We start from the raw sequence: 20,962 nt of genomic DNA on the forward strand, positions 1-20,962 counted from the left end.
CTCGCTTAACGACAACGGTTTATCCAGGAGTGCATCGTGCGTAAATTGGCTCAACTGGCCGTAGTGGCCGCGGCGCTGGTCGCCACCCCGGCTTTCGCCGAAATGAAGGTCGCCGTGCTGAACTATCAGATGGCCCTGCTCGAATCGGATGCCGCCAAGAAGTACGCGGTTGATGCCGAGAAAAAATTCGGCCCGCAACTGACCAAGCTGAAAAGCCTGGAAAGCAGCGCCAAGGGCATCCAGGACCGCCTGATCAAGGGCGGTGACAAGATGCAGCAGCAGGAGCGCGAGCGCCTGGAGCTCGAATTCAAGCAGAAGGCCCGCGACTTCCAGTTCCAGTCCAAGGAGCTGAACGAAGCCAAGGCCGTTGCCGACCGCGACATGCTCAAGCAGCTGAAGCCGAAGCTGGATGGCGCTGTCGAGGAAGTGATCAAGAAAGGTGGTTTCGACCTGGTTCTCGAACGGGGTGCGGTCATCGATGTCAAGCCTCAGTACGACATCACCCGCCAGGTCATCGAGCGCATGAACCAAGCCCGTTGATATGAGTGTGACCATGACGCTAGGCCAGCTGGCCGAGGCCCTCGGTGCCACCCTCAAGGGGCCCGAGGCGCTGCAGATTACCGGGCTGGCCACCTTGCAGGAGGCTGGCCCCGGCCAATTGAGCTTCCTCGCCAACCCGCAGTACCGCAAATACCTGGACAACAGCCAGGCGGCTGCGGTGCTGCTGAAGGCTGCGGATGCCGATAGCTTTGCCGGCAATGCACTGATCGTCGCCGATCCGTACCTGGCCTATGCGCGCATTTCCCACCTGTTCGACCCCAAACCCAAGGCTGTGGCGGGTATTCATCCCAGCGCCGTGGTGGCTGAGGACGCGCAGGTGGATGCCAGTGCCAGCATCGGGCCGTTTGCGGTCATTGAAAGCGGCGCGCGCATCGCGGCAAATGTCAGTGTGGGTGCACACTGCGTGGTCGGTGCCCGTTGCGTGATCGGTGAGGGCGGCTGGCTGGCGCCACGGGTCACCCTGTACCATGACGTGACCATCGGCAAGCGTGTGGTGATCCAGTCGGGTGCGGTGATTGGTGGTGAAGGCTTCGGCTTCGCCAACGAGAAGGGCGTGTGGCGCAAGATCGCCCAGATCGGTGGCGTGACCATTGGCGATGACGTGGAAATCGGTGTCAACACTGCGGTCGACCGCGGTGCACTGTCGGACACGCGGATCGCTGACGGGGTCAAGCTCGACAACCAGATCCAGATCGCCCACAACGTGCAGATCGGTGAGCATACGGCCATGGCCGCCTGCGTCGGTATCTCCGGCAGCACGCGCATTGGCAAGCATTGCACCATCGCCGGCGGTGTCGGCATGGTTGGCCATATCGATGTCTGTGATAACGTTTTCGTGTCCGGGATGACCATGGTGACCCGTTCGATCACAGAACCGGGTGCCTATTCTTCCGGCACTGCCATGCAGCCACTGGCTGAATGGCGCAAGAGCGCCGCGCGCATCCGCCATCTGGACGACATCGCCAAGCGTCTCCAGCAGCTGGAAAAACGCGTCGATACCGTGACCTCAGGTGGCCTGCCGGCATCAGAAGGCTGATACCATTCCCTGAGCAAGAGTGAACAGTCGCTAGCTGGCTCCTCTTTGGACTGCAAAAGGAGCGTTTGGTCAGCACCTGCGCTCCCTATTATTATTACAGGCTTCCCCCCCGAAATGATGGACATCAACGAGATTCGCGAATACCTGCCTCACCGTTACCCGTTCCTGTTGGTGGACCGTGTGACGGATCTGGACTTCGAGGCCCAGAGCATTCGTGCCTACAAGAATGTCAGCATCAACGAGCCGTTCTTCAACGGCCATTTTCCAGCGCACCCGATCATGCCGGGCGTCCTGATCATCGAAGCCATGGCCCAGGCGGCCGGTATTCTCGGTTTCAAGATGCTCGATGCCAAGCCGGCCGATGGAACCCTGTACTACTTTGTCGGCTCCGACAAACTGCGCTTCCGTCAACCAGTACTGCCGGGTGACCAGCTGGTACTGGAAGCCAAGTTCCTCAGCCGCAAGAGCATGATCTGGAAGTTCGAATGCCGCGCGCTGGTCGACGGCAAGCCGGTCTGCTCGGCACAGATCACCTGCGCGGAACGCTCCCTATGAATTCGATTGATCCTCGGGCCATTATCGATCCCTCGGCCAAGCTGGCCGAGGGTGTCGAGGTCGGCCCTTGGTCGATCGTTGGCCCCGATGTAGAAATCGGGGAGGGCACCGTCATCGGCCCGCATGTTGTGCTCAAAGGGCCGACCCGTATCGGCAAGCACAACCGTATCTTTCAGTTTTCCTCGATCGGTGAAGACACCCCTGACCTCAAGTACAAGGGTGAACCGACGCGCCTGGTGATCGGCGACCATAACGTGTTTCGCGAAGGGGTGACCATTCACCGCGGTACCGTTCAGGACCGCGCGGAAACCACCGTGGGCGACCATAACCTGATCATGGCCTACGCCCATATCGGCCACGACAGTGTCATCGGCAACCACTGCATCCTGGTCAACAACACGGCATTGGCCGGCCATGTGCATGTGGGTGACTGGGCGATCCTGTCCGGCTATACCCTGGTGCACCAGTACTGCCATATCGGTGCCCACGCGTTTTCCGGCATGGGCACGGCAATCGGCAAGGACGTACCTGCCTTCGTGACCGTCTTCGGCAGCCCTGCCGAAGCCCGCAGCATGAACTTCGAGGGCATGCGCCGCCGGGGGTTCAGCGACGAGGTGATCCACGTGCTGCGTCGTTGCTACAAGATTGTCTATCGCCAGGGCCTTACCGTCGAAGACGCGCTGAAGGAATTGACCGAAATGGCCGAAAAGCACCCTGAAGTCGACCTGTTCCGTCAGTCGATCGTGAACTCCGCTCGCGGCATCACCCGCTGATATGGCCCAGCTTTGCGTAGCCCTGGTCGCAGGTGAGGCCAGTGGTGATATTCTCGGTTCAGGCTTGATGCGTGCGCTCAAGGCGCGCCACCCTGACGTCCGTTTCATCGGCGTTGGTGGCCCCTTGATGGAAGCCGAAGGGCTGCAATCCTACTTCCCCATGGAGCGCCTGGCGGTGATGGGCCTGGTCGAAGTGCTGGGGCGCCTGCGCGAGCTGCTCAAGCGCCGCAAGCTGCTGATCCAGACCTTGATTGACGAAAAGCCCGATGTCTTCATCGGCATCGACGCACCTGATTTCACCCTCAACATCGAACTGAAACTGCGCCAGGCCGGGATCAAGACCGTGCACTACGTCAGCCCCTCGGTGTGGGCGTGGCGGCAGAAGCGCGTGCTGAAGATTCGCGAGGGTTGCGACCTGATGCTGACCCTGCTGCCATTCGAGGCGCGCTTTTACGAGGAGCAGGGCGTACCGGTACGCTTCGTCGGCCATCCGCTGGCCGACACCATTCCGCTTGAAGCCGACCGGCCGGCGGCACGTGCTGCGCTGGGCCTCGACGACGGGCCGGTGGTGGCATTGATGCCGGGCAGCCGAGGTGGCGAAGTAGGGCGCCTTGGGGCGTTGTTCCTCGATGCCGCCGAACGCCTGTGCCAGCAGGTGCCGGGCGTGCGTTTCGTGCTGCCCTGCGCCAACGCCGCGCGACGCGCCCAGGTCGAGCAGATGCTCGAAGGTCGGCACCTGCCGCTGACCCTGCTCGATGGCCAGTCGCACCAGGCCCTGGCGGCCTGCGATGCAGTACTGATCGCCTCGGGCACCGCCACCCTCGAAGCGCTGCTGTACAAGCGTCCGATGGTGGTCGCCTATCGCCTTGCGCCTTTGACCTACTGGATACTCAAGCGCCTGGTGAAAAGCCCCTACGTCTCGTTGCCGAACCTGCTGGCCCAGCGCGAGCTGGTACCCGAGCTGCTGCAGGACGACGCCACCAGCGAAGCCTTGGCCAACACCCTGGCGCCACTGGTTGGCGATGGCAGCCAGCAGACCGAACGCTTCGACGAAATTCACCGCACCCTGCGCCGTGACGCCTCCAACCAGGCGGCCGAGGCGGTACTGGCCCTGCTCAAGGACCGCTGACATGCAAACTGGACTGGACTTCAAACTGGTCGAAGACCTGGTCGCCGGCGTCGACGAAGTGGGCCGTGGCCCGCTGTGCGGCGCGGTGGTGACGGCGGCGGTGATCCTTGATCCTGCACGCCCGATCCTCGGCCTGAACGATTCGAAGAAACTCACCGAAGCCAGGCGTGAAGCGCTGTTCGACGAGATCTGCGAAAAGGCCCTGAGTTTCTGCATCGCCCGTGCCGAGGTCGAGGAAATCGACCGGCTGAACATTCTGCAAGCCACGATGCTGGCCATGCAGCGCGCGGTCGAGGGCCTGCACATTACGCCCAGGCTGGCCCTGATCGACGGCAACCGCTGCCCGAAACTGGCTGTGCCATCGGCGCCGGTGGTCAAGGGTGATAGCCAGGTACCGGCGATCGCTGCTGCCTCGATTCTGGCCAAAGTGTCCCGCGATCGGGAGATGAGCGCGTTCGAGCTGATCTACCCGGGTTATGGCATCGGTGGGCATAAGGGCTACCCGACGCCGGTCCACCTTGAGGCCCTGGCGCGGCTTGGGCCTACACCCATTCATCGGCGTTCCTTTGCCCCGGTGCGGGCAGCATGGGACGCGCGCAGCGGTGTGGTCGATTCGCTGATCTGACCCCGGGGCCGCTTTGCGGCCCATCGCCGCGGTTCGTCGCCCCGACCAGCCGGCTCCCACAGAGGCCCCAAATCCTCCCTCATAAGCTACAATCCCGCCCTTGTCGTCAAGCACTGCTACAGGATCTTCCATGTCGGTTCCCTTCGTTCACCTGCGCGTCCACTCTGAATTCTCGCTGGTTGACGGCCTGGTGCGGATCAAACCGCTGGCCAAGGCGCTGGCCGGGATGAACATGCCGGCGGTGGCGATTACCGACCAGAGCAACATGTGCTCGCTGGTCAAGTTCTACAAGACCGCCATGGGCGCCGGCATCAAGCCGATCAGTGGCGCCGACCTGTGGCTGGCCGGCGCCGACCCGGAAGCACCGCTGTCGCGTATTTGCTTCCTGGCGATGGACCCACAGGGCTACCGCAACCTCACCGAGCTGATTTCGCGCGGCTGGACCGAGGGTCAGCGTAACGGCCTGGTCATCCTTCAGCGTGAGTGGATCGCACCTGCCAGCGAGGGCCTGATCGCCCTGTCGGCAGGCAAGGAGGGTGACATCGGCATGGCCTTGCTGGCCGGCAGGGACGATGAAGCTGCCGCGTTGCTGCAAGACTGGATGGGCATGTTCCCCGAGCGCTTCTACGTCGAAGTGCAGCGCACCAACCGCGCTCGCGACGAAGAGTATGTGCACGCCGCCGTGGCGCTGGCCGACCGCCTTGGCGCCCCGCTGGTAGCCACCAACGACGTGCGCTTTCTCAAGCAGACCGACTTCGACGCCCACGAAACCCGCGTCTGTATCGGCGAAGGCTGGACCCTCGACGATCCACGGCGCCCGCGTAACTACAGTGACCAGCAGTACCTCAAGTCGGCCGCAGAAATGGCCGAGCTGTTCAGCGACCTGCCCGACGCCATTGCCAACACCGTGGAAATTGCCAAGCGCTGCAATATCCAGGTACAGCTGGGCAAGTACTTCCTGCCCGACTTCCCGACGCCCAACGGCATGGGCATCGACGATTACCTGCGCCACGTGGCCCACGAAGGCCTGGAAGAGCGCCTGGCGGTGCTGTGGCCGAAAGAGACCACCCCCAATTACGAAGAAAAGCGCCAGGAGTACCTGGACCGCCTGAAGTTCGAGCTGGATATCATCATCCAGATGGGCTTCCCCGGTTACTTCCTGATCGTCATGGACTTCATCAAGTGGGCCAAGAACAACGACGTGCCGGTTGGCCCAGGCCGGGGGTCGGGTGCTGGCTCGCTGGTGGCCTACGTACTGAAGATCACCGACCTCGACCCGTTGGCCTACGACCTGCTGTTCGAACGTTTCCTCAACCCTGAACGTGTTTCCATGCCCGACTTCGACGTCGACTTCTGCATGGACGGCCGTGACCGGGTCATCGATTACGTGGCCGAGGCCTACGGGCGCAACGCGGTCAGCCAGATCATCACTTTCGGTACCATGGCCGCCAAGGCGGTGGTGCGTGACGTGGCGCGGGTGCAGGGCAAGTCCTACGGCCTGGCCGACCGCCTTTCGAAGATGATCCCGTTCGAAGTGGGCATGACCCTGGAGAAGGCCTACGAGCAGGAAGAAATCCTGCGCGACTTCCTCAAGGGTGACGAGGACGCCCGCGAAATCTGGGACATGGCGCTGAAGCTGGAAGGCGTCACCCGGGGTACCGGCAAGCACGCCGGTGGTGTGGTTATCGCCCCCACCAAGCTCACCGACTTCTCGCCGATTGCCTGTGATGAAGAAGGCGGTGGCCTGGTAACCCAGTTCGACAAGGATGACGTCGAGGCGGCGGGTCTGGTGAAGTTCGACTTCCTCGGCCTGCGTACCCTGACCATCATCAAGTGGGCGATGGAGATCATCAACCGCGAGCAGGCCAAGAAGGACCTGCCCGACCTCAATATCGACTTCATCCCGCTGGACGACCGCAAAACCTACGAGCTATTGCAGAAAGCCGAAACCACGGCGGTATTCCAGCTTGAGTCGCGCGGCATGAAGGAGCTGATCAAGAAGCTCAAGCCCGACTGCCTGGAAGACCTCATCGCACTGGTGGCACTGTTCCGCCCGGGCCCGCTGCAATCGGGCATGGTGGACGACTTCATCAACCGCAAGCACGGCCGCGCCGAACTGGCCTACCCGCACTCCGACTACCAGTACGAGGGCCTGAAGCCGGTCCTGGCACCCACCTACGGCATCATCCTGTACCAGGAACAGGTGATGCAGATTGCCCAGGTAATGGCGGGCTACACCCTCGGTGGTGCCGACATGCTGCGCCGCGCGATGGGCAAGAAAAAGCCCGAGGAAATGGCCAAGCAGCGGGGCGGTTTCATCGAAGGCTGCGTGGCCAACAATATCGAAGCGGATCTTGCGGGCAACATTTTCGACCTGGTAGAGAAGTTTGCCGGCTACGGCTTCAACAAGTCCCACTCCGCCGCCTACGGCCTGGTGTCGTACCAGACGGCCTGGCTGAAAACCCACTACCCGGCGCCATTCATGGCGGCGGTGCTGTCGGCGGACATGCACAACACCGACAAGGTGGTGGTACTGGTGGAGGAGGTGCGCAACATGAAGCTGCGCCTCGACGCGCCGGACGTGAACTTCTCCGACTTCAAGTTCACCGTCAACGACGACGGCCGCATCGTCTATGGCCTGGGCGCCATCAAAGGGGTCGGCGAGGGCCCGGTGGAGGCCATCGTCGAAGCCCGTGCCGAGGGCGGCCCGTTCAAGGACCTGTTCGATTTCTGCGAGCGCATCGACCTCAAGCGCGTCAACAAGCGCACCCTCGATGCGCTGGTGCGCAGTGGCGCGCTGGACCGTCTTGGCCCGTATTTCCATGACGAGATCAAGGCTTACCACGCCAACATCGACCGCAACCGTGCGACCTTGCTTTCGGCGCTGGGCGAGGCCATCAAGGCCGCCGAGCAGACCGCCCGCACCGCCGACAGTGGCCACATCGACCTGTTCGGCGGCATGTTCGACGAGGTCGACGCCGACGTGTATGCCAGCCATCGCAAGGCGCGCGAGCTGACCCTGAAAGAGCGCCTGAAGGGCGAGAAGGACACCCTTGGCCTGTACCTCACCGGCCACCCGATCGACGAGTACGAAACCGAGATCCGCCGCTTCGCCCGCCAGCGTATCATCGACCTCAAGCCGTCACGCGAAACCCAGACCATCGCCGGCATGATCATTGCGCTGCGGGTGATGAAGAACAAGAAGGGCGACAAGATGGGCTTCGTCACCCTCGATGACCGCTCGGGGCGGATCGAGGCGTCGCTGTTTGCCGACGCCTACATCGCGGCGCAGTCCTTGTTGCAGGCCGATGCCATGGTGGTGGTGGAAGGCGAGGTCAGCAATGACGACTTCTCCGGTGGCCTGCGCCTGCGGGTGAAGCAAGTAATGACCATGGAAGATGCGCGCACCAAGCTGGCCGAGAGCCTGCGCCTGAAGGTGGCGCACGAGGCCCTCAAGGGCGACCGGCTGAAGTGGCTGGGCGAGCTGATCACCCGTCATCGCGGGGCGTGCCCGATCACCTTGGAGTACACCGGCAGCGATGCCAAGGCCATGCTGCAGTTCGGCGAGCAGTGGGCGATCGACCCGGCTGACGGCCTGATTCAGGCGCTGCGTGACCAGTTCGGGCGTGAGAACGTCTTCCTGCAATATCGTTGAATCGACAAAAATTTAATCTCGACCTGAATGCGCCTGATCCCTTAAGGTAGGGCGCCAAACGGATCAACCGGCCGGCCGCCTGGCCGTAGACCCAAGACGGATGACTATGAACCCGAATTTTCTCGATTTCGAACAGCCGATTGCCGACCTGCAAGCCAAGATCGAAGGCCTGCGCCTGGTAGGCAACGACAACTCGCTGAACATCAGCGATGAAATTGCCCGTCTGCAAGACAAGAGCAATACCCTGACCGAAAGCATCTTCGGCAACCTGACCAGCTGGCAGATCGCCCGCCTGGCCCGTCATCCACGTCGTCCTTACACCCTGGACTACCTGGAGCACATCTTCACCGAGTTCGAAGAACTGCACGGTGACCGCCACTTCTCCGACGACGCCGCCATCGTCGGTGGTACCGCGCGCCTGGACGGCAAGCCGGTGATGGTCATCGGCCACCAGAAGGGCCGTGAAGTACGCGAGAAGGTGCGCCGCAACTTCGGCATGCCGCGCCCGGAAGGCTACCGCAAGGCTTGCCGCCTGATGGAAATGGCCGAGCGCTTCAAGATGCCGATCCTGACCTTCATCGACACCCCGGGCGCCTACCCGGGCATCGACGCCGAAGAGCGCAACCAGAGCGAGGCCATCGCCTGGAACCTGCGCGTGATGGCGCGGCTGAAAACCCCGATCATCGCCACCGTAATCGGTGAGGGTGGTTCTGGCGGCGCGCTGGCCATCGGTGTCTGCGACCAGTTGAACATGCTGCAATACTCCACCTACTCGGTGATTTCGCCAGAAGGCTGCGCTTCGATCCTGTGGAAGACTTCCGACAAGGCGGCTGATGCGGCCGAGGCCATGGGCATTACTGCCGAGCGCCTGAAGAGCCTGGACATCGTCGACAAGGTCATCCAGGAGCCGCTGGGCGGCGCCCACCGCGACCCGGTGAAAATGGCCGAAAGCGTCCGTGCCGACCTGGTGCAGCAACTGGACATGCTCGGCAAGTTCGACCACGACGCGCTGCTGGCCCGTCGTTACGACCGTCTGATGAGCTACGGCCTCTGATTCGATGATTTGTCCGGGGGCCGCTTTGCGGCCCTATCGCCGGCAAGCCAGACTCCCGCATGCGTCAGCATCTACGCGGACAATGTGGGAGCTGGCTTGCCGGCGAAAGGGGTGCAAAGCACCCCCTGCGATCTCAAGCCATGTGAGGCCCTCATGATCTACCTCACCCCTTGGCTCAACGCCCCCGCCTGGTACATCGCCTTCTCCGGCGGCCTCGATTCCACCGTCCTCCTGCACCTGCTGGCCCATCACGGCCGCAGCCACGCAACCCCGCCGCTGCGCGCCCTGCACATCCACCACGGCCTGCAACCCGCCGCCGACGCCTGGCCCGCCCATTGCCAAGCCATCTGCGACAGCCTTGGCATCGTACTGCAGGTCATCCACGTCCAGGTCAGCCCCGGCGCCAGCCTCGAACAGGCCGCCCGCAACGCCCGCTATGCCGCCTTCAAGCAGGTCCTCGGCCCAGGCGACATCCTGTTTACCGGCCAGCACCGCGACGACCAGGCCGAAACCTTGCTTTTCCGCCTGCTGCGCGGCGCCGGCCTGCGCGGCCTCTCGGCCATGCCCGGGCAGCGGCCACTGGGGCAGGGCACGCTGGTCAGGCCGCTATTGGCGATACCGCGCCAGCAACTGCATGACTATGCCCTGACTCACGGTTTGCGCTGGATCGAAGACCCGTCGAACAGCGACACGGCGTTCGCACGCAATTACCTGCGTGGCGAAGTGTTCCCGGTGTTGCAGCAGCGCTGGCCGCAGGCCGGCCAGAATCTCGCGCGCTGTGCAGAACATCTGGGCGAGACACTGGGCCTGCTGGATGAAGTGGCATCAAGCGACTTGGCCAAAGCCGGGGAGGGCGCAGCGCCAGCCTGGGCCGGCCTGGATTCGTTGGACCTGGCAACGCTTGGTGCATTGTCGCCTGCCCGTCAGCGCAATGCGCTGCAGTACTGGCTAAACAGCAGAACCCGCCTGCCTGATGCCCGTCATTGGGCGGGCTGGGATGACCTGCGCGACGCAGCCGAGGATGCGCAACCTGTCTGGCGGCTTGCCGACGGTCGGTTGCTGCGCAGTCACGGGCGAATCTGGTGGTTGAGCGGCGACTGGCTGGAGCAACCGACGGGCAGGGTACGCTGGCGTGATCCTGCACAAGCACTGGTGTTGCCGGGCAACGGCAGCGTGCGTGTTGTCTGCCCCCAGCTGCACGGTGAACTGCACGTCGGCTACCGTCAGGGCGGCGAGATACTGGATATCCCCGGCCGTGGCCGACGCGACCTGAAGCGCCTGCTCAACGAGCTGCAAGTCCCGCACTTCGTGCGCCCGCGGCTGCCCCTGCTGTATGGCGGCGAGCGCCTGCTGGCGGTGGCCAACCTGCCCGGACTGGGGCAGGCGGATTGCCAGCTTCACTGGCAGCCTCCGACGAACGCGCAAGGTTTGAGCTGAAGGGTACATTCCGGTAGACTACCCTCCCTTCTTGATACAACTTCTGTGCGTTCCTCGGAAACACGGCAGTTGCCGATTACCAAGCAGTTTTTTGCTGAGCTGATTCTGGAAATGACGAGCGAGCTCCATGCCGGGGATATCCCTGGTCTGTACAGACGCGGCAGTTTTTCGAGATGCACTGTGATTGACGCAGGTGATCGGGGGCTTCGGCCTTCCTTCGCTTTCTCCGGCGGCGCTGGCCGCCTTAACGCAGACTTCTAGGGTTTTTCATGACGCGCTACATATTCGTCACGGGCGGTGTTGTTTCTTCATTGGGGAAAGGCATTGCCTCCGCTTCCCTGGCGGCCATCCTGGAAGCGCGGGGCCTGAAGGTCACCATGCTCAAACTGGATCCGTACATCAACGTCGATCCGGGCACCATGAGCCCGTTCCAGCACGGTGAAGTGTTCGTCACCCACGATGGCGCCGAGACCGACCTCGACCTGGGCCACTACGAGCGGTTCATCCGCACCACGATGACCCAGAACAACAACTTCACCACCGGCCGGGTGTACGAGCACGTGCTGCGCAAGGAGCGCCGTGGTGACTACCTGGGCGCGACCATCCAGGTCATCCCGCACATCACCGACGAAATCAAGCGCCGCATCATCAAGGGTGCCGGCGACGCGGACGTGGCGATGGTCGAGATTGGTGGCACGGTGGGTGACATCGAGTCGCAACCGTTCCTTGAGGCTATTCGCCAGCTGCGTTTCGAAGTGGGCGCCAAGCGCGCCATGCTGATGCACCTGACGCTGGTTCCTTATATCGCCACTGCCGGCGAGACCAAGACCAAGCCGACCCAGCATTCGGTCAAGGAGCTGCGCTCCATCGGTCTGCAGCCTGATGTGCTGGTCTGCCGCTCCGATCACCCGATCGACAGCTCGTCGCGCCGCAAGATCGCCCAGTTCACCAACGTTGAAGAACGCGCGGTGATTGCCCTGGAAGACGCCGACACCATCTACAAGATCCCGGGCATCCTGCATTCGCAAGGCCTGGACGATTTTGTCGTCGAGCGCTTCGGCCTGCAGTGCGACAGTGCTGACCTGTCCGAATGGGACGCCGTGGTCGATGCCAAGCTCAACCCCGAGCAGGAAGTCACCATTGCCATGGTCGGCAAGTACATGGAGCTGCTGGATGCCTACAAGTCGCTGATCGAAGCGATGAGCCATGCCGGCATCAGCAACCGCACCAAGGTCAACCTGCGCTACATCGACTCCGAAGACATCGAGAACCAGGGCACCAGCCTGCTCGAAGGCGCCGACGCCATCCTGGTACCGGGCGGTTTCGGCCTGCGCGGCGTGGAAGGCAAGATCACCGCGGTGCAATACGCCCGTGAGAACAGGGTGCCGTACCTGGGTATCTGCCTGGGCATGCAAGTGGCGGTGATCGAATTCGCCCGCAACGTGATGGGCTGGAAAGACGCCAACTCCACCGAGTTCGACCGCAATAGCGGCCACCCGGTAGTCGGCCTGATCACCGAGTGGGCAGATGCTACCGGTGCGGTCGAAACCCGCAACGAAACTTCGGATCTGGGCGGCACCATGCGTCTGGGCGCACAGGACTGCCAGCTGGCTGCCGGTTCCAAGGTGCACGACTGCTACGGCAAGGACGTGATCACCGAGCGCCACCGTCACCGCTACGAAGTGAACAACAACCTGCTGCCACAACTGGTCGATGCCGGCCTGGTGGTCTCGGGCCGTTCCGAAGACGGCGCGCTGGTGGAAGTGGTCGAGTCCAAGGATCACCCATGGTTCGTTGCCTGCCAGTTCCACCCGGAATTCACTTCCACCCCGCGTGATGGCCACCCGCTGTTCAGCGGCTTCGTCAAGGCGGCCCTGGCCCAGAAGAACAAGGCCTGATTTTTCAGGTCTTTGATGAGTTTTCCGACGGTTAAGGCCGCGCAAGGCTCAGTTCTCGGGTAAAGTACGCCCCGATCTCCCCCTGACCGCTCGGTCAGGGGTTGCTTTTGCCAGGCCTGCCTGCTGCGTCCCCGCCTGGTGAAAGGCAAGAATTTCCTAAAGCTGCGTTGTTTTCGTCAATTCTGGAGTGCTTACAACAATGGCAAAAATCGTCGACATCAAAGGTCGTGAAGTTCTCGATTCGCGTGGCAACCCCACCGTGGAAGCCGATGTACTGCTCGACAACGGCATCATCGGCAGCGCCTGCGCGCCGTCCGGTGCTTCCACTGGCTCGCGCGAAGCGCTTGAGCTGCGTGATGGCGACAAGAGCCGTTACATGGGCAAGGGCGTGCTGAAGGCCGTCGCCAACATCAACGGCCCGATCCGTGACCTGCTGCTGGGCAAGGACCCTTCCGAGCAGAAGGCCCTGGACCGCGCCATGATCGAACTGGACGGTACCGAGAACAAGGCCAAGCTGGGCGCCAACGCCATCCTGGCTGTCTCCCTGGCTGCCGCCAAGGCCGCTGCCCAGGACCAGGACCTGCCGCTGTACGCGCACATCGCCAACCTGAACGGCACCCCGGGCCAGTACTCGATGCCGGTTCCGATGATGAACATCATCAACGGCGGCGAGCACGCCGACAACAACGTCGACATCCAGGAGTTCATGGTGCAGCCGGTTGGCGCCAAGACCTTCTCCGACGGCCTGCGCATGGGCACCGAAATCTTCCACCACCTCAAAGCCGTGCTCAAGGCCCGTGGCCTGAACACCGCCGTAGGTGACGAAGGTGGCTTCGCGCCGAACCTGGCTTCCAACGAAGACGCCCTGGCCGCCATCGCCGAAGCCGTCGAGAAGGCCGGCTACAAGCTGGGCACCGACGTGACCCTGGCCCTGGACTGCGCAGCGTCCGAATTCTACGAAGACGGCAAGTACAACCTGTCTGGCGAAGGCAAGTCGTTCGACGCCGAAGGCTTTGCCGAGTACCTGAAAGGCCTGACCGAGCGTTTCCCGATCATCTCGATCGAAGACGGCCTGGACGAGTCCGACTGGGCAGGCTGGAAGATTCTCACCGACAAGATCGGCGAAAAGGTTCAGTTGGTTGGCGACGACCTGTTCGTGACCAACACCAAGATCCTCAAGGAAGGCATCGAGAAGGGCATCGGTAACTCGATCCTGATCAAGTTCAACCAGATCGGCTCGCTGACCGAAACCCTGGAAGCCATCCAGATGGCCAAGGCTGCCGGCTACACTGCCGTGATCTCGCACCGCTCCGGTGAAACCGAAGATTCGACCATTGCCGACCTGGCCGTGGGTACCGCTGCCGGCCAGATCAAGACCGGTTCGCTGTGCCGTTCCGATCGCGTTTCCAAGTATAACCAGCTGTTGCGCATCGAAGAGCAACTGGGTGCCAAAGCGGTATACCGTGGTCGTACCGAGTTTCGCGGCTAAGCAAGAGATGGTAAAAAGACAGTCGCCGGAGCTGTAGGAACGTTCGTACTGAATTTTCCTACAATCCTCCAACGGGTTTCTGTCTGCGAAGCCTGGCCTCGGCCAGGCTTCGTGCTATTCGAAACCCCGAACTGGACCCCATGACTGAAAAGCGTGCGGCGGTCTTTTTTACCTGGATACCATCATGCGCAGTCCTTATTGGTTGTTCCTCGTCCTGCTCCTGCTGCTGGGTGGCCTGCAGTACCGCCTGTGGGTGGGTAATGGCAGCCTCGCGCAAGTGACCGAGCTACAGCAGCAGATCGCCGAGCAGCATGCCGAAAACGAGCGCCTGCTCGAGCGGAACCGCGTGCTCGATGCCGAAGTGCTGGAGTTGAAAAAAGGCATGGAGACCGTTGAAGAACGGGCTCGCCACGAATTGGGAATGGTCAAAGAGGGCGAAACCCTCTTCCAGTTGCCACAGAAATGATCGATACCTTGCCGGCCTTCTGGGCCGTGATTCCTGCTGCGGGCGTAGGTGCCCGCATGGCTGCCGACCGCCCCAAGCAATACCTGGAGCTGGCCGGGCAGACCCTTCTTGAGCACAGCCTCGACTGTTTTCTTGGCCATCCCGCGCTCAAGGGCGTGGTGGTCAGCATTGCCGAAGATGACCCCTACTGGCCCGGCCTGCGCTGCGCCCGTGATCCGCGCATTCAGCGCGCGGCGGGTGGCCGCGAGCGTGCCGACTCGGTGCTGAACGCGTTGCTGTTGCTGCATGCCCAAGGGGCGGCGGACAGCGACTGGGTGCTGGTGCACGATGCCGCGCGGCCGAACCTGGCGCGCAGCGACCTGGACAAGCTGTTGTCGGAGCTGGCGGACGACCCGGTGGGCGGCCTGCTGGCGGTGCCGGCACGCGATACCCTGAAGCGTGCCGACAGCAATGGGCGAGTGAGCGCCACCGTTGATCGCAGTACGATCTGGCAGGCGTATACACCGCAGATGTTCCGCCTGGGGGCCCTGCACCGGGCGCTGGCCGAGTGCCTGGTGTCGGATGTAGTGGTGACCGATGAGGCCTCCGCCATCGAATGGTCCGGCCAGGCGCCGCGGCTGGTCGAAGGGCGCAGTGACAATATCAAGGTGACCCGGCCGGAAGACCTGGAGTGGCTGCGCCAGCGTTGGTCGGGTAGACGCTGAGCTCGCTGGGTCCGCTTCGCGGCCCAATCGCCGGCAAGCCAGCTCGCACAGTAACCGCGATGCCCTCAGGTCTGTGGGGACCCTGTGGGAGCTGGCTTGCCGGCGATTGGGCCGCGAAGCGGACCGCTTTGCAATCAGATCCCGCGATACTCCGGTAACCCCGCCAACCCTTCCTTCAGGTAATCCACCAGGCGCCGCACCTTCGGCGACAGGTGCCGCTGCTGCGGATACAACGCCCATACCGCAGTATTCGGCGGCTGGTGCGCCTCCAGCAGCGAGACCAATGCGCCGGTGTTGAAATGTTCCCGTACGTAATAGTCCGGCAACTGGCACAAGCCGATGCCTTGCAATGCCGCATCCAGCACCGCCTGACCGCTGTTGCAACGCCAGTTACCCTGAACCCGCTGGCTGATCTCGCGGCCGTCCTGCTGCAACGCCCACAAGTCCGAGCTGCCCACCAGGCAGTTGTGCCGCGCCAGCTCCGACAGGCTGTGCGGTCGGCCATAGCGCTCCAGGTAAGCCGGCGAGGCACACAGGTACATGCGTCGGGGCGCCAGGCGGGTGGCCACCAGCCGCGAGTCGGCCAGCCGGCCCAGACGGATCGCCAGGTCCATGCCTTCATGCAGCAGGTCAAGGGTGTTGTTGCTCAGTTCAACGTCCACCCGCAATTGCGGGTACAGCGCCATGAACCGCGTCACCAGTGGCACGATGAAACGCTCGCCGTAGGCCACCGCGCAGGTCATGCGCAGCAGCCCTTTGGGCTCGCTGGCCAGGTCACCCATGGCGCGCAGGGCTTCCTCACGGCCATCCTGCAGGCGCTGGCAATGCTGGAGAAAGGTCTGCCCGGCCTCGCTCAGGGTTACCCGGCGGGTGCTGCGGTACAGCAGTCGTGTTTGCAGGCGCTCTTCCAGCCGGGCTATCTGCCGGCTGATGTGCGACGAGGAGACGCCCAAGCGTTCGGCTGCCGCCGTGAACTGCCCCGACTCGGCCACGGCGACGAATTCGTCTATGCCTTCCCAGCGGCTGCTCATGGATTATCCCTGTATGGCAATAATGTTTTGTCTTGGCCCGGATTATTCATCAAATGAGGGTGAATTACACTGCCAGCCTGAATCGCCACTCTGTCTGGAGACCTTTGATGATCAAGTCCCGTGCTGCCGTAGCCTTTGAAGCCAAGAAACCCCTGGAAATCGTCGAAGTCGACGTGGCCATGCCCAAGGCGGGTGAGGTGCTGCTGCGCGTGGTCGCCAGTGGTGTCTGCCACACCGACGCCTACACCCTGTCCGGTGCCGACCCGGAGGGGATCTTCCCGTCGATCCTCGGCCACGAAGGCGGCGCGATCGTCGAAGCGGTAGGTGAGGGCGTGACCTCGGTGGCCGTCGGCGACCATGTGATCCCGCTGTACACACCGGAATGCGGCAAGTGCAAGTTCTGCCTCTCGGGCAAGACCAACCTGTGCCAGGCCATCCGTGCCACCCAGGGCAAGGGTCTGATGCCGGACGGCACCACGCGCTTCTCCTATAAGGGCCAGCAGCTGTTCCACTACATGGGTACCTCGACCTTCTCCGAGTACACCGTGCTGCCGGAAATCTCGGTGGCCAAGATCCAGAAGGAAGCGCCGCTGGAGAAGGTGTGCCTGCTGGGCTGCGGCGTCACTACCGGCATCGGTGCGGTGCTCAATACCGCCAAAGTCAAGCCGGGTGACACCGTGGCCATCTTCGGCCTCGGCGGCATCGGCCTGTCGGCAGTGATCGGTGCGGTAAAGGCCAAGGCCTCGCGCATCATCGCCATCGACATCAACCCGGCCAAGTTCGAGATCGCCCGCCAGCTGGGCGCCACCGACTGCATCAACCCGAAAGACTACGACCGGCCGATCCAGGAAGTCATCGTCGACCTCACCGACGGCGGCGTGGACTTCTCCTTCGAATGCATCGGTAATGTCCAGCTGATGCGTGCGGCGCTGGAATGCTGCCACAAGGGCTGGGGCGAATCTGTGATCATCGGTGTAGCCGGTGCCGGCCAGGAAATCGCCACCCGTCCGTTCCAGCTGGTCACCGGCCGCGTCTGGCGCGGTTCGGCGTTCGGCGGCGTGCGCGGCCGCAGCGAGCTGCCAAGCTACGTGGAAATGTCCGAGAAGGGCGAGATTCCGCTGGATACCTTCATCACCCATACCATGGGGCTGGAAGACATCAACAAGGCCTTTGACCTGATGCACGAAGGCAAGAGCATCCGCAGCGTGATCCACTTCTGAGGTGAGCCATGAGCCTGGATAACATCTCCTGCCAGAAGAGCTTCGGCGGCTGGCACAAGCGTTACCGGCATCACTCCAAGGTGCTGGGCTGCGACATGGTATTTGCCGTGTACCTGCCGCCGCAGGCGGAGCAGGGTGAGAAGCTGCCGGTGCTGTACTGGCTCAGCGGCCTGACCTGCACCGACGAGAACTTCATGCAGAAGGCCGGCGCCCAGCGCCTGGCCGCCGAGCTGGGGCTGATCATCGTTGCCCCGGACACCAGCCCGCGTGGCGAGCAGGTGCCGGGTGACCCGGACGGTGCCTGGGACTTCGGCCTGGGTGCCGGCTTCTACCTCAACGCGACTCAGCAACCCTGGGCCCAGCACTACCGGATGCACGACTACGTGGTGCAGGAGTTGCCGGTGCTGATCGAGGCGCACTTCCCGGCATCGGCCGAGCGCAGCATCAGCGGCCACTCCATGGGCGGGCATGGTGCGCTGGTGTGCGCCTTGCGCAACCCGGGGCGGTACCGCTCGGTGTCCGCGTTCTCGCCGATCAGCAACCCGATGGATTGCCCGTGGGGCGAAAAGGCCTTCAGCCGCTACCTGGGTGAAGACCGCGCGCGCTGGCGTGAATGGGATGCCAGCGTATTGCTGGCCGAAACCCCTGCTGGGGAGTGCCCGCCGTTGCTGGTGGACCAGGGCGACCGTGACGACTTCCTCGAGAAGCAGCTCAAGCCCGAAGCGCTTGAGCAGGCGGCACGCAAAGGCGGCCATGAGCTGACCCTGCGCCTGCAGCCTGGCTATGACCACAGCTACTACTTCATTGCCAGCTTCATCGAAGAGCACCTGCGTCATCATGCGGTGGCGCTGGGGCGGGTGTAGGGCATAGCCAAGGTGTTTGCCTCATCGCCAGCAAGCCAGCACCCACAGGTATTTCACAGGTCTGATCGGCTGTGGTGATCCTGGGGGAGCTGGCTTGCCGGCGATGGGCTGCGAAGCAGCCCCTATGCCTCAAAAGCAGGTAGAATCACGCCCTGACTCATTCAGGGCGTTTTTTTATGCGTATTGGCCACGGCTACGATGTGCACCGCTTCTGCGACGGTGATTTCATTACCCTGGGCGGGGTGCGTATCCCGCACAAATACGGCCTCCTGGCCCACTCCGATGGCGACGTACTGCTGCATGCCCTGAGCGACGCCTTGCTCGGCGCGGCAGCGCTGGGCGACATCGGCAAGCACTTCCCCGACACCGACCCGCAGTTCAAGGGCGCCGACAGCCGCGCGCTGCTGCGTCATGTGGTCGCTATCGTCCAGGCCAAGGGCTGGAAGGTTGGCAACGTAGACGCCACCATCGTCGCCCAGGCGCCGAAAATGGCCCCTCATATCGAGACCATGCGCCAGCTGATCGCCGAAGACCTCAAGGTTGAACTCGACCAGGTCAACGTCAAGGCCACCACTACCGAGAAGCTTGGCTTCACCGGCCGCGAGGAGGGGATCGCCGTGCATTCGGTTGCCCTGCTGCTGCCAGCATGACTGAACTCGAACTGCTGGGCCCGCGTGCATCGGGCGAACCACTGGGCACTGCCGTGCTCAAGGCTGTGGCGGAAGACTTCCAGGTCGACGAGGTGCTGGATATCCCGCTGTCCGGCCAAGGCGAACATCTGTGGCTGTGGGTCGAGAAGCGCGACCTGAACACCGAAGAAGCCGCCCGCCGCCTGGCTCGCGCTGCTGGCGTGCCGGCGCGCAGTATCAGCTACGCCGGGCTCAAGGACCGTCAGGCGCTGACCCGCCAGTGGTTCAGCCTGCACCTGCCAGGCAAGGCCGACCCCGACCTGTCGCGGGCCGAAGACGCCAGCCTGAGTGTGCTCAAGCAGGTGCGCCACCAGCGTAAGCTGCAGCGTGGTGCGCATTCGGCCAACGGCTTCACCCTGCGCCTGACTGCGCTTGCCGCTGATCACCAGGCCGTGGATGCACGCCTGGCACAGCTCAAGCAGCACGGCGTGCCCAACTACTTTGGCAGTCAGCGCTTCGGCCACGGCGGCGGCAACGTCCACGACGCCCTCGACTGGGCTGCACGCAAGGCCCTGCCCGAACAGCGCAACGTGCGCTCGCGGCTGCTGTCGGCCGGGCGCAGCTACCTGTTCAACCAGCTGTTGGCCGCGCGTGTGGCCGAGGGTAGCTGGGCGCAGGCCCAGGTTGGCGACCTGCTGGCGTTCACCGACAGCCGCAGCTTCTTTGCCGCGGGCGAGGCGGAATGTGTCGACCCGCGCCTGGCGATTCTCGACCTGCACCCGACCGGCCCGATGTGGGGCGAGGGCGCTTCGCCGGCCAGCGGCGCCACCGCGCAGCTTGAAAATGCTGTCGGCGCACGTCAGCCGGCACTTTGCCATTGGTTGGCCCTTGCGGGCATGGATCACGAACGGCGTATTCTGCGGCTCCCTATTGGCGGCCTGACGTGGCATTATCCCGAGCCTGATATCCTGCAACTGGAATTCGTCCTGCCGGCCGGATGCTTCGCCACCGTGGTGGTGCGCGAAGTCGTGGATCTGGTGTCGGCAGGGCAGACGGACAGCCCATGCGTATTCTGATTTCGAACGACGACGGTGTTACCGCACCAGGCCTCGCCGCGCTGCACGCTGCGCTGGCGGATTATGCCGAGTGCGCGGTGATCGCCCCGGACCAAGACAAGAGCGGCGCCAGCAGTTCGCTGACGCTCGACCGGCCACTGCACCCGCAGACCTTGGCCAACGGCTTCATCAGCCTCAACGGCACGCCGACCGACTGCGTGCACCTGGGGCTGAACGGGCTATTGCCGTACACGCCGGACATGGTCGTGTCGGGGATCAACCTCGGTGCCAACCTGGGCGATGACGTGCTGTACTCCGGCACGGTCGCCGCAGCACTGGAAGGCCGCTTCCTCGGCGGTACTTCGCTGGCGTTTTCGCTGCTGTCGCGCCAGCCGGACAATCTCCCTACTGCCGCGTATATCGCCCGCCGCCTGGTTGAGGCACAGTCGCGCCTGGAGCTGCCACCACGCACTGTACTCAACATCAACATCCCCAACTTGCCGCTGGAGCACATCCGTGGCATCCAGCTCACCCGCCTGGGGCACCGGGCCCGGGCGGCGGCGCCAACCAAGGTGGTCAATCCGCGCGGCAAGGAAGGCTACTGGATCGCTGTGGCCGGTGATGCCGAGGACGGCGGCCCGGGCACCGACTTCCATGCGGTGATGCAAGGCTATGTATCGATCACCCCGCTGCAGCTCGACCGCACCTTCAATGACGCCTTCGAACAGCTCGACGGCTGGCTGGAGGGCGTGCTCTGATGCGCGAGGACGATATGCTGCGGC

General features: G+C 63.3%; 19 protein-coding genes. 18 read left to right on the top strand and 1 reads right to left on the bottom strand.

Annotated elements, in window-relative coordinates; translation table 11 throughout:
• Positions 1–36 precede the first annotated feature (36 nt).
• The 13 genes from AC5O5R_RS05565 (at position 37) to ispD (ending at position 15,382) form a co-directional block, all read left to right on the top strand.
• Positions 37–540, top strand: coding sequence for an OmpH/Skp family outer membrane protein (locus AC5O5R_RS05565; RefSeq protein ID WP_012270843.1), 504 nt, complete (start codon positions 37–39; stop codon positions 538–540).
• 1 nt (position 541) lies between these two features.
• On the top strand, positions 542–1,597 hold the full coding sequence (gene lpxD, locus AC5O5R_RS05570) for a UDP-3-O-(3-hydroxymyristoyl)glucosamine N-acyltransferase (RefSeq protein ID WP_172219530.1): 1,056 nt from the start codon (positions 542–544) through the stop codon (positions 1,595–1,597).
• 114 nt (positions 1,598–1,711) lie between these two features.
• Positions 1,712–2,152: a 3-hydroxyacyl-ACP dehydratase FabZ gene (gene fabZ, locus AC5O5R_RS05575; RefSeq protein WP_008094893.1), complete on the top strand. Its 441-nt coding sequence runs from the start codon at positions 1,712–1,714 to the stop codon at positions 2,150–2,152.
• Positions 2,149–2,925: an acyl-ACP--UDP-N-acetylglucosamine O-acyltransferase gene (lpxA, locus tag AC5O5R_RS05580; protein WP_494515042.1), complete on the top strand. Its 777-nt coding sequence runs from the start codon at positions 2,149–2,151 to the stop codon at positions 2,923–2,925. The genes fabZ and lpxA overlap by 4 nt, the downstream gene beginning before the upstream one ends.
• A gap of 1 nt (position 2,926) precedes the next feature.
• The gene (gene lpxB / locus AC5O5R_RS05585; protein ID WP_172219534.1) at positions 2,927–4,054 is read left to right on the top strand and encodes a lipid-A-disaccharide synthase; all 1,128 of its coding nucleotides are present in this window, start codon (positions 2,927–2,929) and stop codon (positions 4,052–4,054) included.
• Position 4,055: 1 nt separating this feature from the next.
• Positions 4,056–4,679 (top strand): ribonuclease HII, encoded by a 624-nt coding sequence (gene rnhB / locus AC5O5R_RS05590; protein WP_172219536.1) that lies wholly within the window; start codon positions 4,056–4,058, stop codon positions 4,677–4,679.
• Between the two features lie 130 nt (positions 4,680–4,809).
• Positions 4,810–8,334: a DNA polymerase III subunit alpha gene (dnaE, locus tag AC5O5R_RS05595; RefSeq protein WP_494515043.1), complete on the top strand. Its 3,525-nt coding sequence runs from the start codon at positions 4,810–4,812 to the stop codon at positions 8,332–8,334.
• A 106-nt stretch (positions 8,335–8,440) separates the two neighbouring features.
• Positions 8,441–9,388: an acetyl-CoA carboxylase carboxyl transferase subunit alpha gene (gene accA / locus AC5O5R_RS05600; RefSeq protein WP_172219540.1), complete on the top strand. Its 948-nt coding sequence runs from the start codon at positions 8,441–8,443 to the stop codon at positions 9,386–9,388.
• 153 nt (positions 9,389–9,541) lie between these two features.
• Complete coding sequence (gene tilS, locus AC5O5R_RS05605; protein ID WP_494515044.1) at positions 9,542–10,825, top strand: tRNA lysidine(34) synthetase TilS; 1,284 nt, start codon at positions 9,542–9,544, stop codon at positions 10,823–10,825.
• Positions 10,826–11,094: 269 nt separating this feature from the next.
• Positions 11,095–12,723 (top strand): CTP synthase, encoded by a 1,629-nt coding sequence (gene pyrG, locus AC5O5R_RS05610; RefSeq protein ID WP_172285375.1) that lies wholly within the window; start codon positions 11,095–11,097, stop codon positions 12,721–12,723.
• A 199-nt stretch (positions 12,724–12,922) separates the two neighbouring features.
• Positions 12,923–14,212, top strand: a complete 1,290-nt coding sequence (gene eno / locus AC5O5R_RS05615) for a phosphopyruvate hydratase (protein WP_172219554.1) — start codon at positions 12,923–12,925, stop codon at positions 14,210–14,212.
• 184 nt (positions 14,213–14,396) lie between these two features.
• Entirely contained in the window at positions 14,397–14,678 is a 282-nt protein-coding gene (gene ftsB / locus AC5O5R_RS05620) for a cell division protein FtsB (RefSeq protein ID WP_172219556.1), read from the top strand.
• Positions 14,675–15,382: a 2-C-methyl-D-erythritol 4-phosphate cytidylyltransferase gene (ispD, locus tag AC5O5R_RS05625; RefSeq protein WP_172285377.1), complete on the top strand. Its 708-nt coding sequence runs from the start codon at positions 14,675–14,677 to the stop codon at positions 15,380–15,382. The genes ftsB and ispD overlap by 4 nt, the downstream gene beginning before the upstream one ends.
• A 134-nt stretch (positions 15,383–15,516) precedes the next feature.
• Here ispD and AC5O5R_RS05630 read toward each other — a convergent pair whose 3' ends face one another.
• A complete protein-coding gene (locus AC5O5R_RS05630; RefSeq protein WP_494515045.1) occupies positions 15,517–16,413 on the bottom strand; it encodes a LysR substrate-binding domain-containing protein in 897 nt (298 codons plus the stop codon).
• Between the two features lie 107 nt (positions 16,414–16,520).
• On the opposite strand from AC5O5R_RS05630, the gene AC5O5R_RS05635 reads away from it, so the two are divergent.
• The 5 genes from AC5O5R_RS05635 (at position 16,521) to surE (ending at position 20,938) form a co-directional block, all read left to right on the top strand.
• Positions 16,521–17,633 carry an S-(hydroxymethyl)glutathione dehydrogenase/class III alcohol dehydrogenase gene (locus AC5O5R_RS05635; protein WP_016712915.1) on the top strand — a complete coding sequence of 371 codons (1,113 nt, stop codon included), beginning with the start codon at positions 16,521–16,523 and terminating at the stop codon, positions 17,631–17,633.
• A gap of 8 nt (positions 17,634–17,641) precedes the next feature.
• The gene (gene fghA, locus AC5O5R_RS05640; RefSeq protein ID WP_494515046.1) at positions 17,642–18,496 is read left to right on the top strand and encodes an S-formylglutathione hydrolase; all 855 of its coding nucleotides are present in this window, start codon (positions 17,642–17,644) and stop codon (positions 18,494–18,496) included.
• 176 nt (positions 18,497–18,672) lie between these two features.
• The gene (gene ispF / locus AC5O5R_RS05645; RefSeq protein WP_172219564.1) at positions 18,673–19,146 is read left to right on the top strand and encodes a 2-C-methyl-D-erythritol 2,4-cyclodiphosphate synthase; all 474 of its coding nucleotides are present in this window, start codon (positions 18,673–18,675) and stop codon (positions 19,144–19,146) included.
• Entirely contained in the window at positions 19,143–20,201 is a 1,059-nt protein-coding gene (gene truD, locus AC5O5R_RS05650; RefSeq protein WP_172285379.1) for a tRNA pseudouridine(13) synthase TruD, read from the top strand. The genes ispF and truD overlap by 4 nt, the downstream gene beginning before the upstream one ends.
• Entirely contained in the window at positions 20,189–20,938 is a 750-nt protein-coding gene (surE, locus tag AC5O5R_RS05655; RefSeq protein WP_172219568.1) for a 5'/3'-nucleotidase SurE, read from the top strand. Before truD ends, surE begins: the two co-directional genes overlap by 13 nt.
• Positions 20,939–20,962: the final 24 nt, after the last annotated feature.

It is taken from the genome of Pseudomonas sp. 8_5_2, assembly GCF_059295255.1.

What these genes read in the sequence shown, in the direction of transcription:
- lpxD (WP_172219530.1), top strand. Translation starts at nt 542, where the DNA reads ATGAGTGTGACCATGACGCTAGGCCAGCTGGCCGAGGCCCTCGGTGCC.
- lpxA (WP_494515042.1), top strand. Translation starts at nt 2,149, where the DNA reads ATGAATTCGATTGATCCTCGGGCCATTATCGATCCCTCGGCCAAGCTG.
- truD (WP_172285379.1), top strand. Translation starts at nt 19,143, where the DNA reads ATGACTGAACTCGAACTGCTGGGCCCGCGTGCATCGGGCGAACCACTG.
- pyrG (WP_172285375.1), top strand. Translation starts at nt 11,095, where the DNA reads ATGACGCGCTACATATTCGTCACGGGCGGTGTTGTTTCTTCATTGGGG.
- AC5O5R_RS05630 (WP_494515045.1), bottom strand. Translation starts at nt 16,413, where the DNA reads ATGAGCAGCCGCTGGGAAGGCATAGACGAATTCGTCGCCGTGGCCGAG.
- dnaE (WP_494515043.1), top strand. Translation starts at nt 4,810, where the DNA reads ATGTCGGTTCCCTTCGTTCACCTGCGCGTCCACTCTGAATTCTCGCTG.
- ispF (WP_172219564.1), top strand. Translation starts at nt 18,673, where the DNA reads ATGCGTATTGGCCACGGCTACGATGTGCACCGCTTCTGCGACGGTGAT.
- fghA (WP_494515046.1), top strand. Translation starts at nt 17,642, where the DNA reads ATGAGCCTGGATAACATCTCCTGCCAGAAGAGCTTCGGCGGCTGGCAC.
- fabZ (WP_008094893.1), top strand. Translation starts at nt 1,712, where the DNA reads ATGATGGACATCAACGAGATTCGCGAATACCTGCCTCACCGTTACCCG.
- tilS (WP_494515044.1), top strand. Translation starts at nt 9,542, where the DNA reads ATGATCTACCTCACCCCTTGGCTCAACGCCCCCGCCTGGTACATCGCC.
- lpxB (WP_172219534.1), top strand. Translation starts at nt 2,927, where the DNA reads ATGGCCCAGCTTTGCGTAGCCCTGGTCGCAGGTGAGGCCAGTGGTGAT.
- rnhB (WP_172219536.1), top strand. Translation starts at nt 4,056, where the DNA reads ATGCAAACTGGACTGGACTTCAAACTGGTCGAAGACCTGGTCGCCGGC.
- surE (WP_172219568.1), top strand. Translation starts at nt 20,189, where the DNA reads ATGCGTATTCTGATTTCGAACGACGACGGTGTTACCGCACCAGGCCTC.
- AC5O5R_RS05635 (WP_016712915.1), top strand. Translation starts at nt 16,521, where the DNA reads ATGATCAAGTCCCGTGCTGCCGTAGCCTTTGAAGCCAAGAAACCCCTG.
- ftsB (WP_172219556.1), top strand. Translation starts at nt 14,397, where the DNA reads ATGCGCAGTCCTTATTGGTTGTTCCTCGTCCTGCTCCTGCTGCTGGGT.
- ispD (WP_172285377.1), top strand. Translation starts at nt 14,675, where the DNA reads ATGATCGATACCTTGCCGGCCTTCTGGGCCGTGATTCCTGCTGCGGGC.
- eno (WP_172219554.1), top strand. Translation starts at nt 12,923, where the DNA reads ATGGCAAAAATCGTCGACATCAAAGGTCGTGAAGTTCTCGATTCGCGT.
- accA (WP_172219540.1), top strand. Translation starts at nt 8,441, where the DNA reads ATGAACCCGAATTTTCTCGATTTCGAACAGCCGATTGCCGACCTGCAA.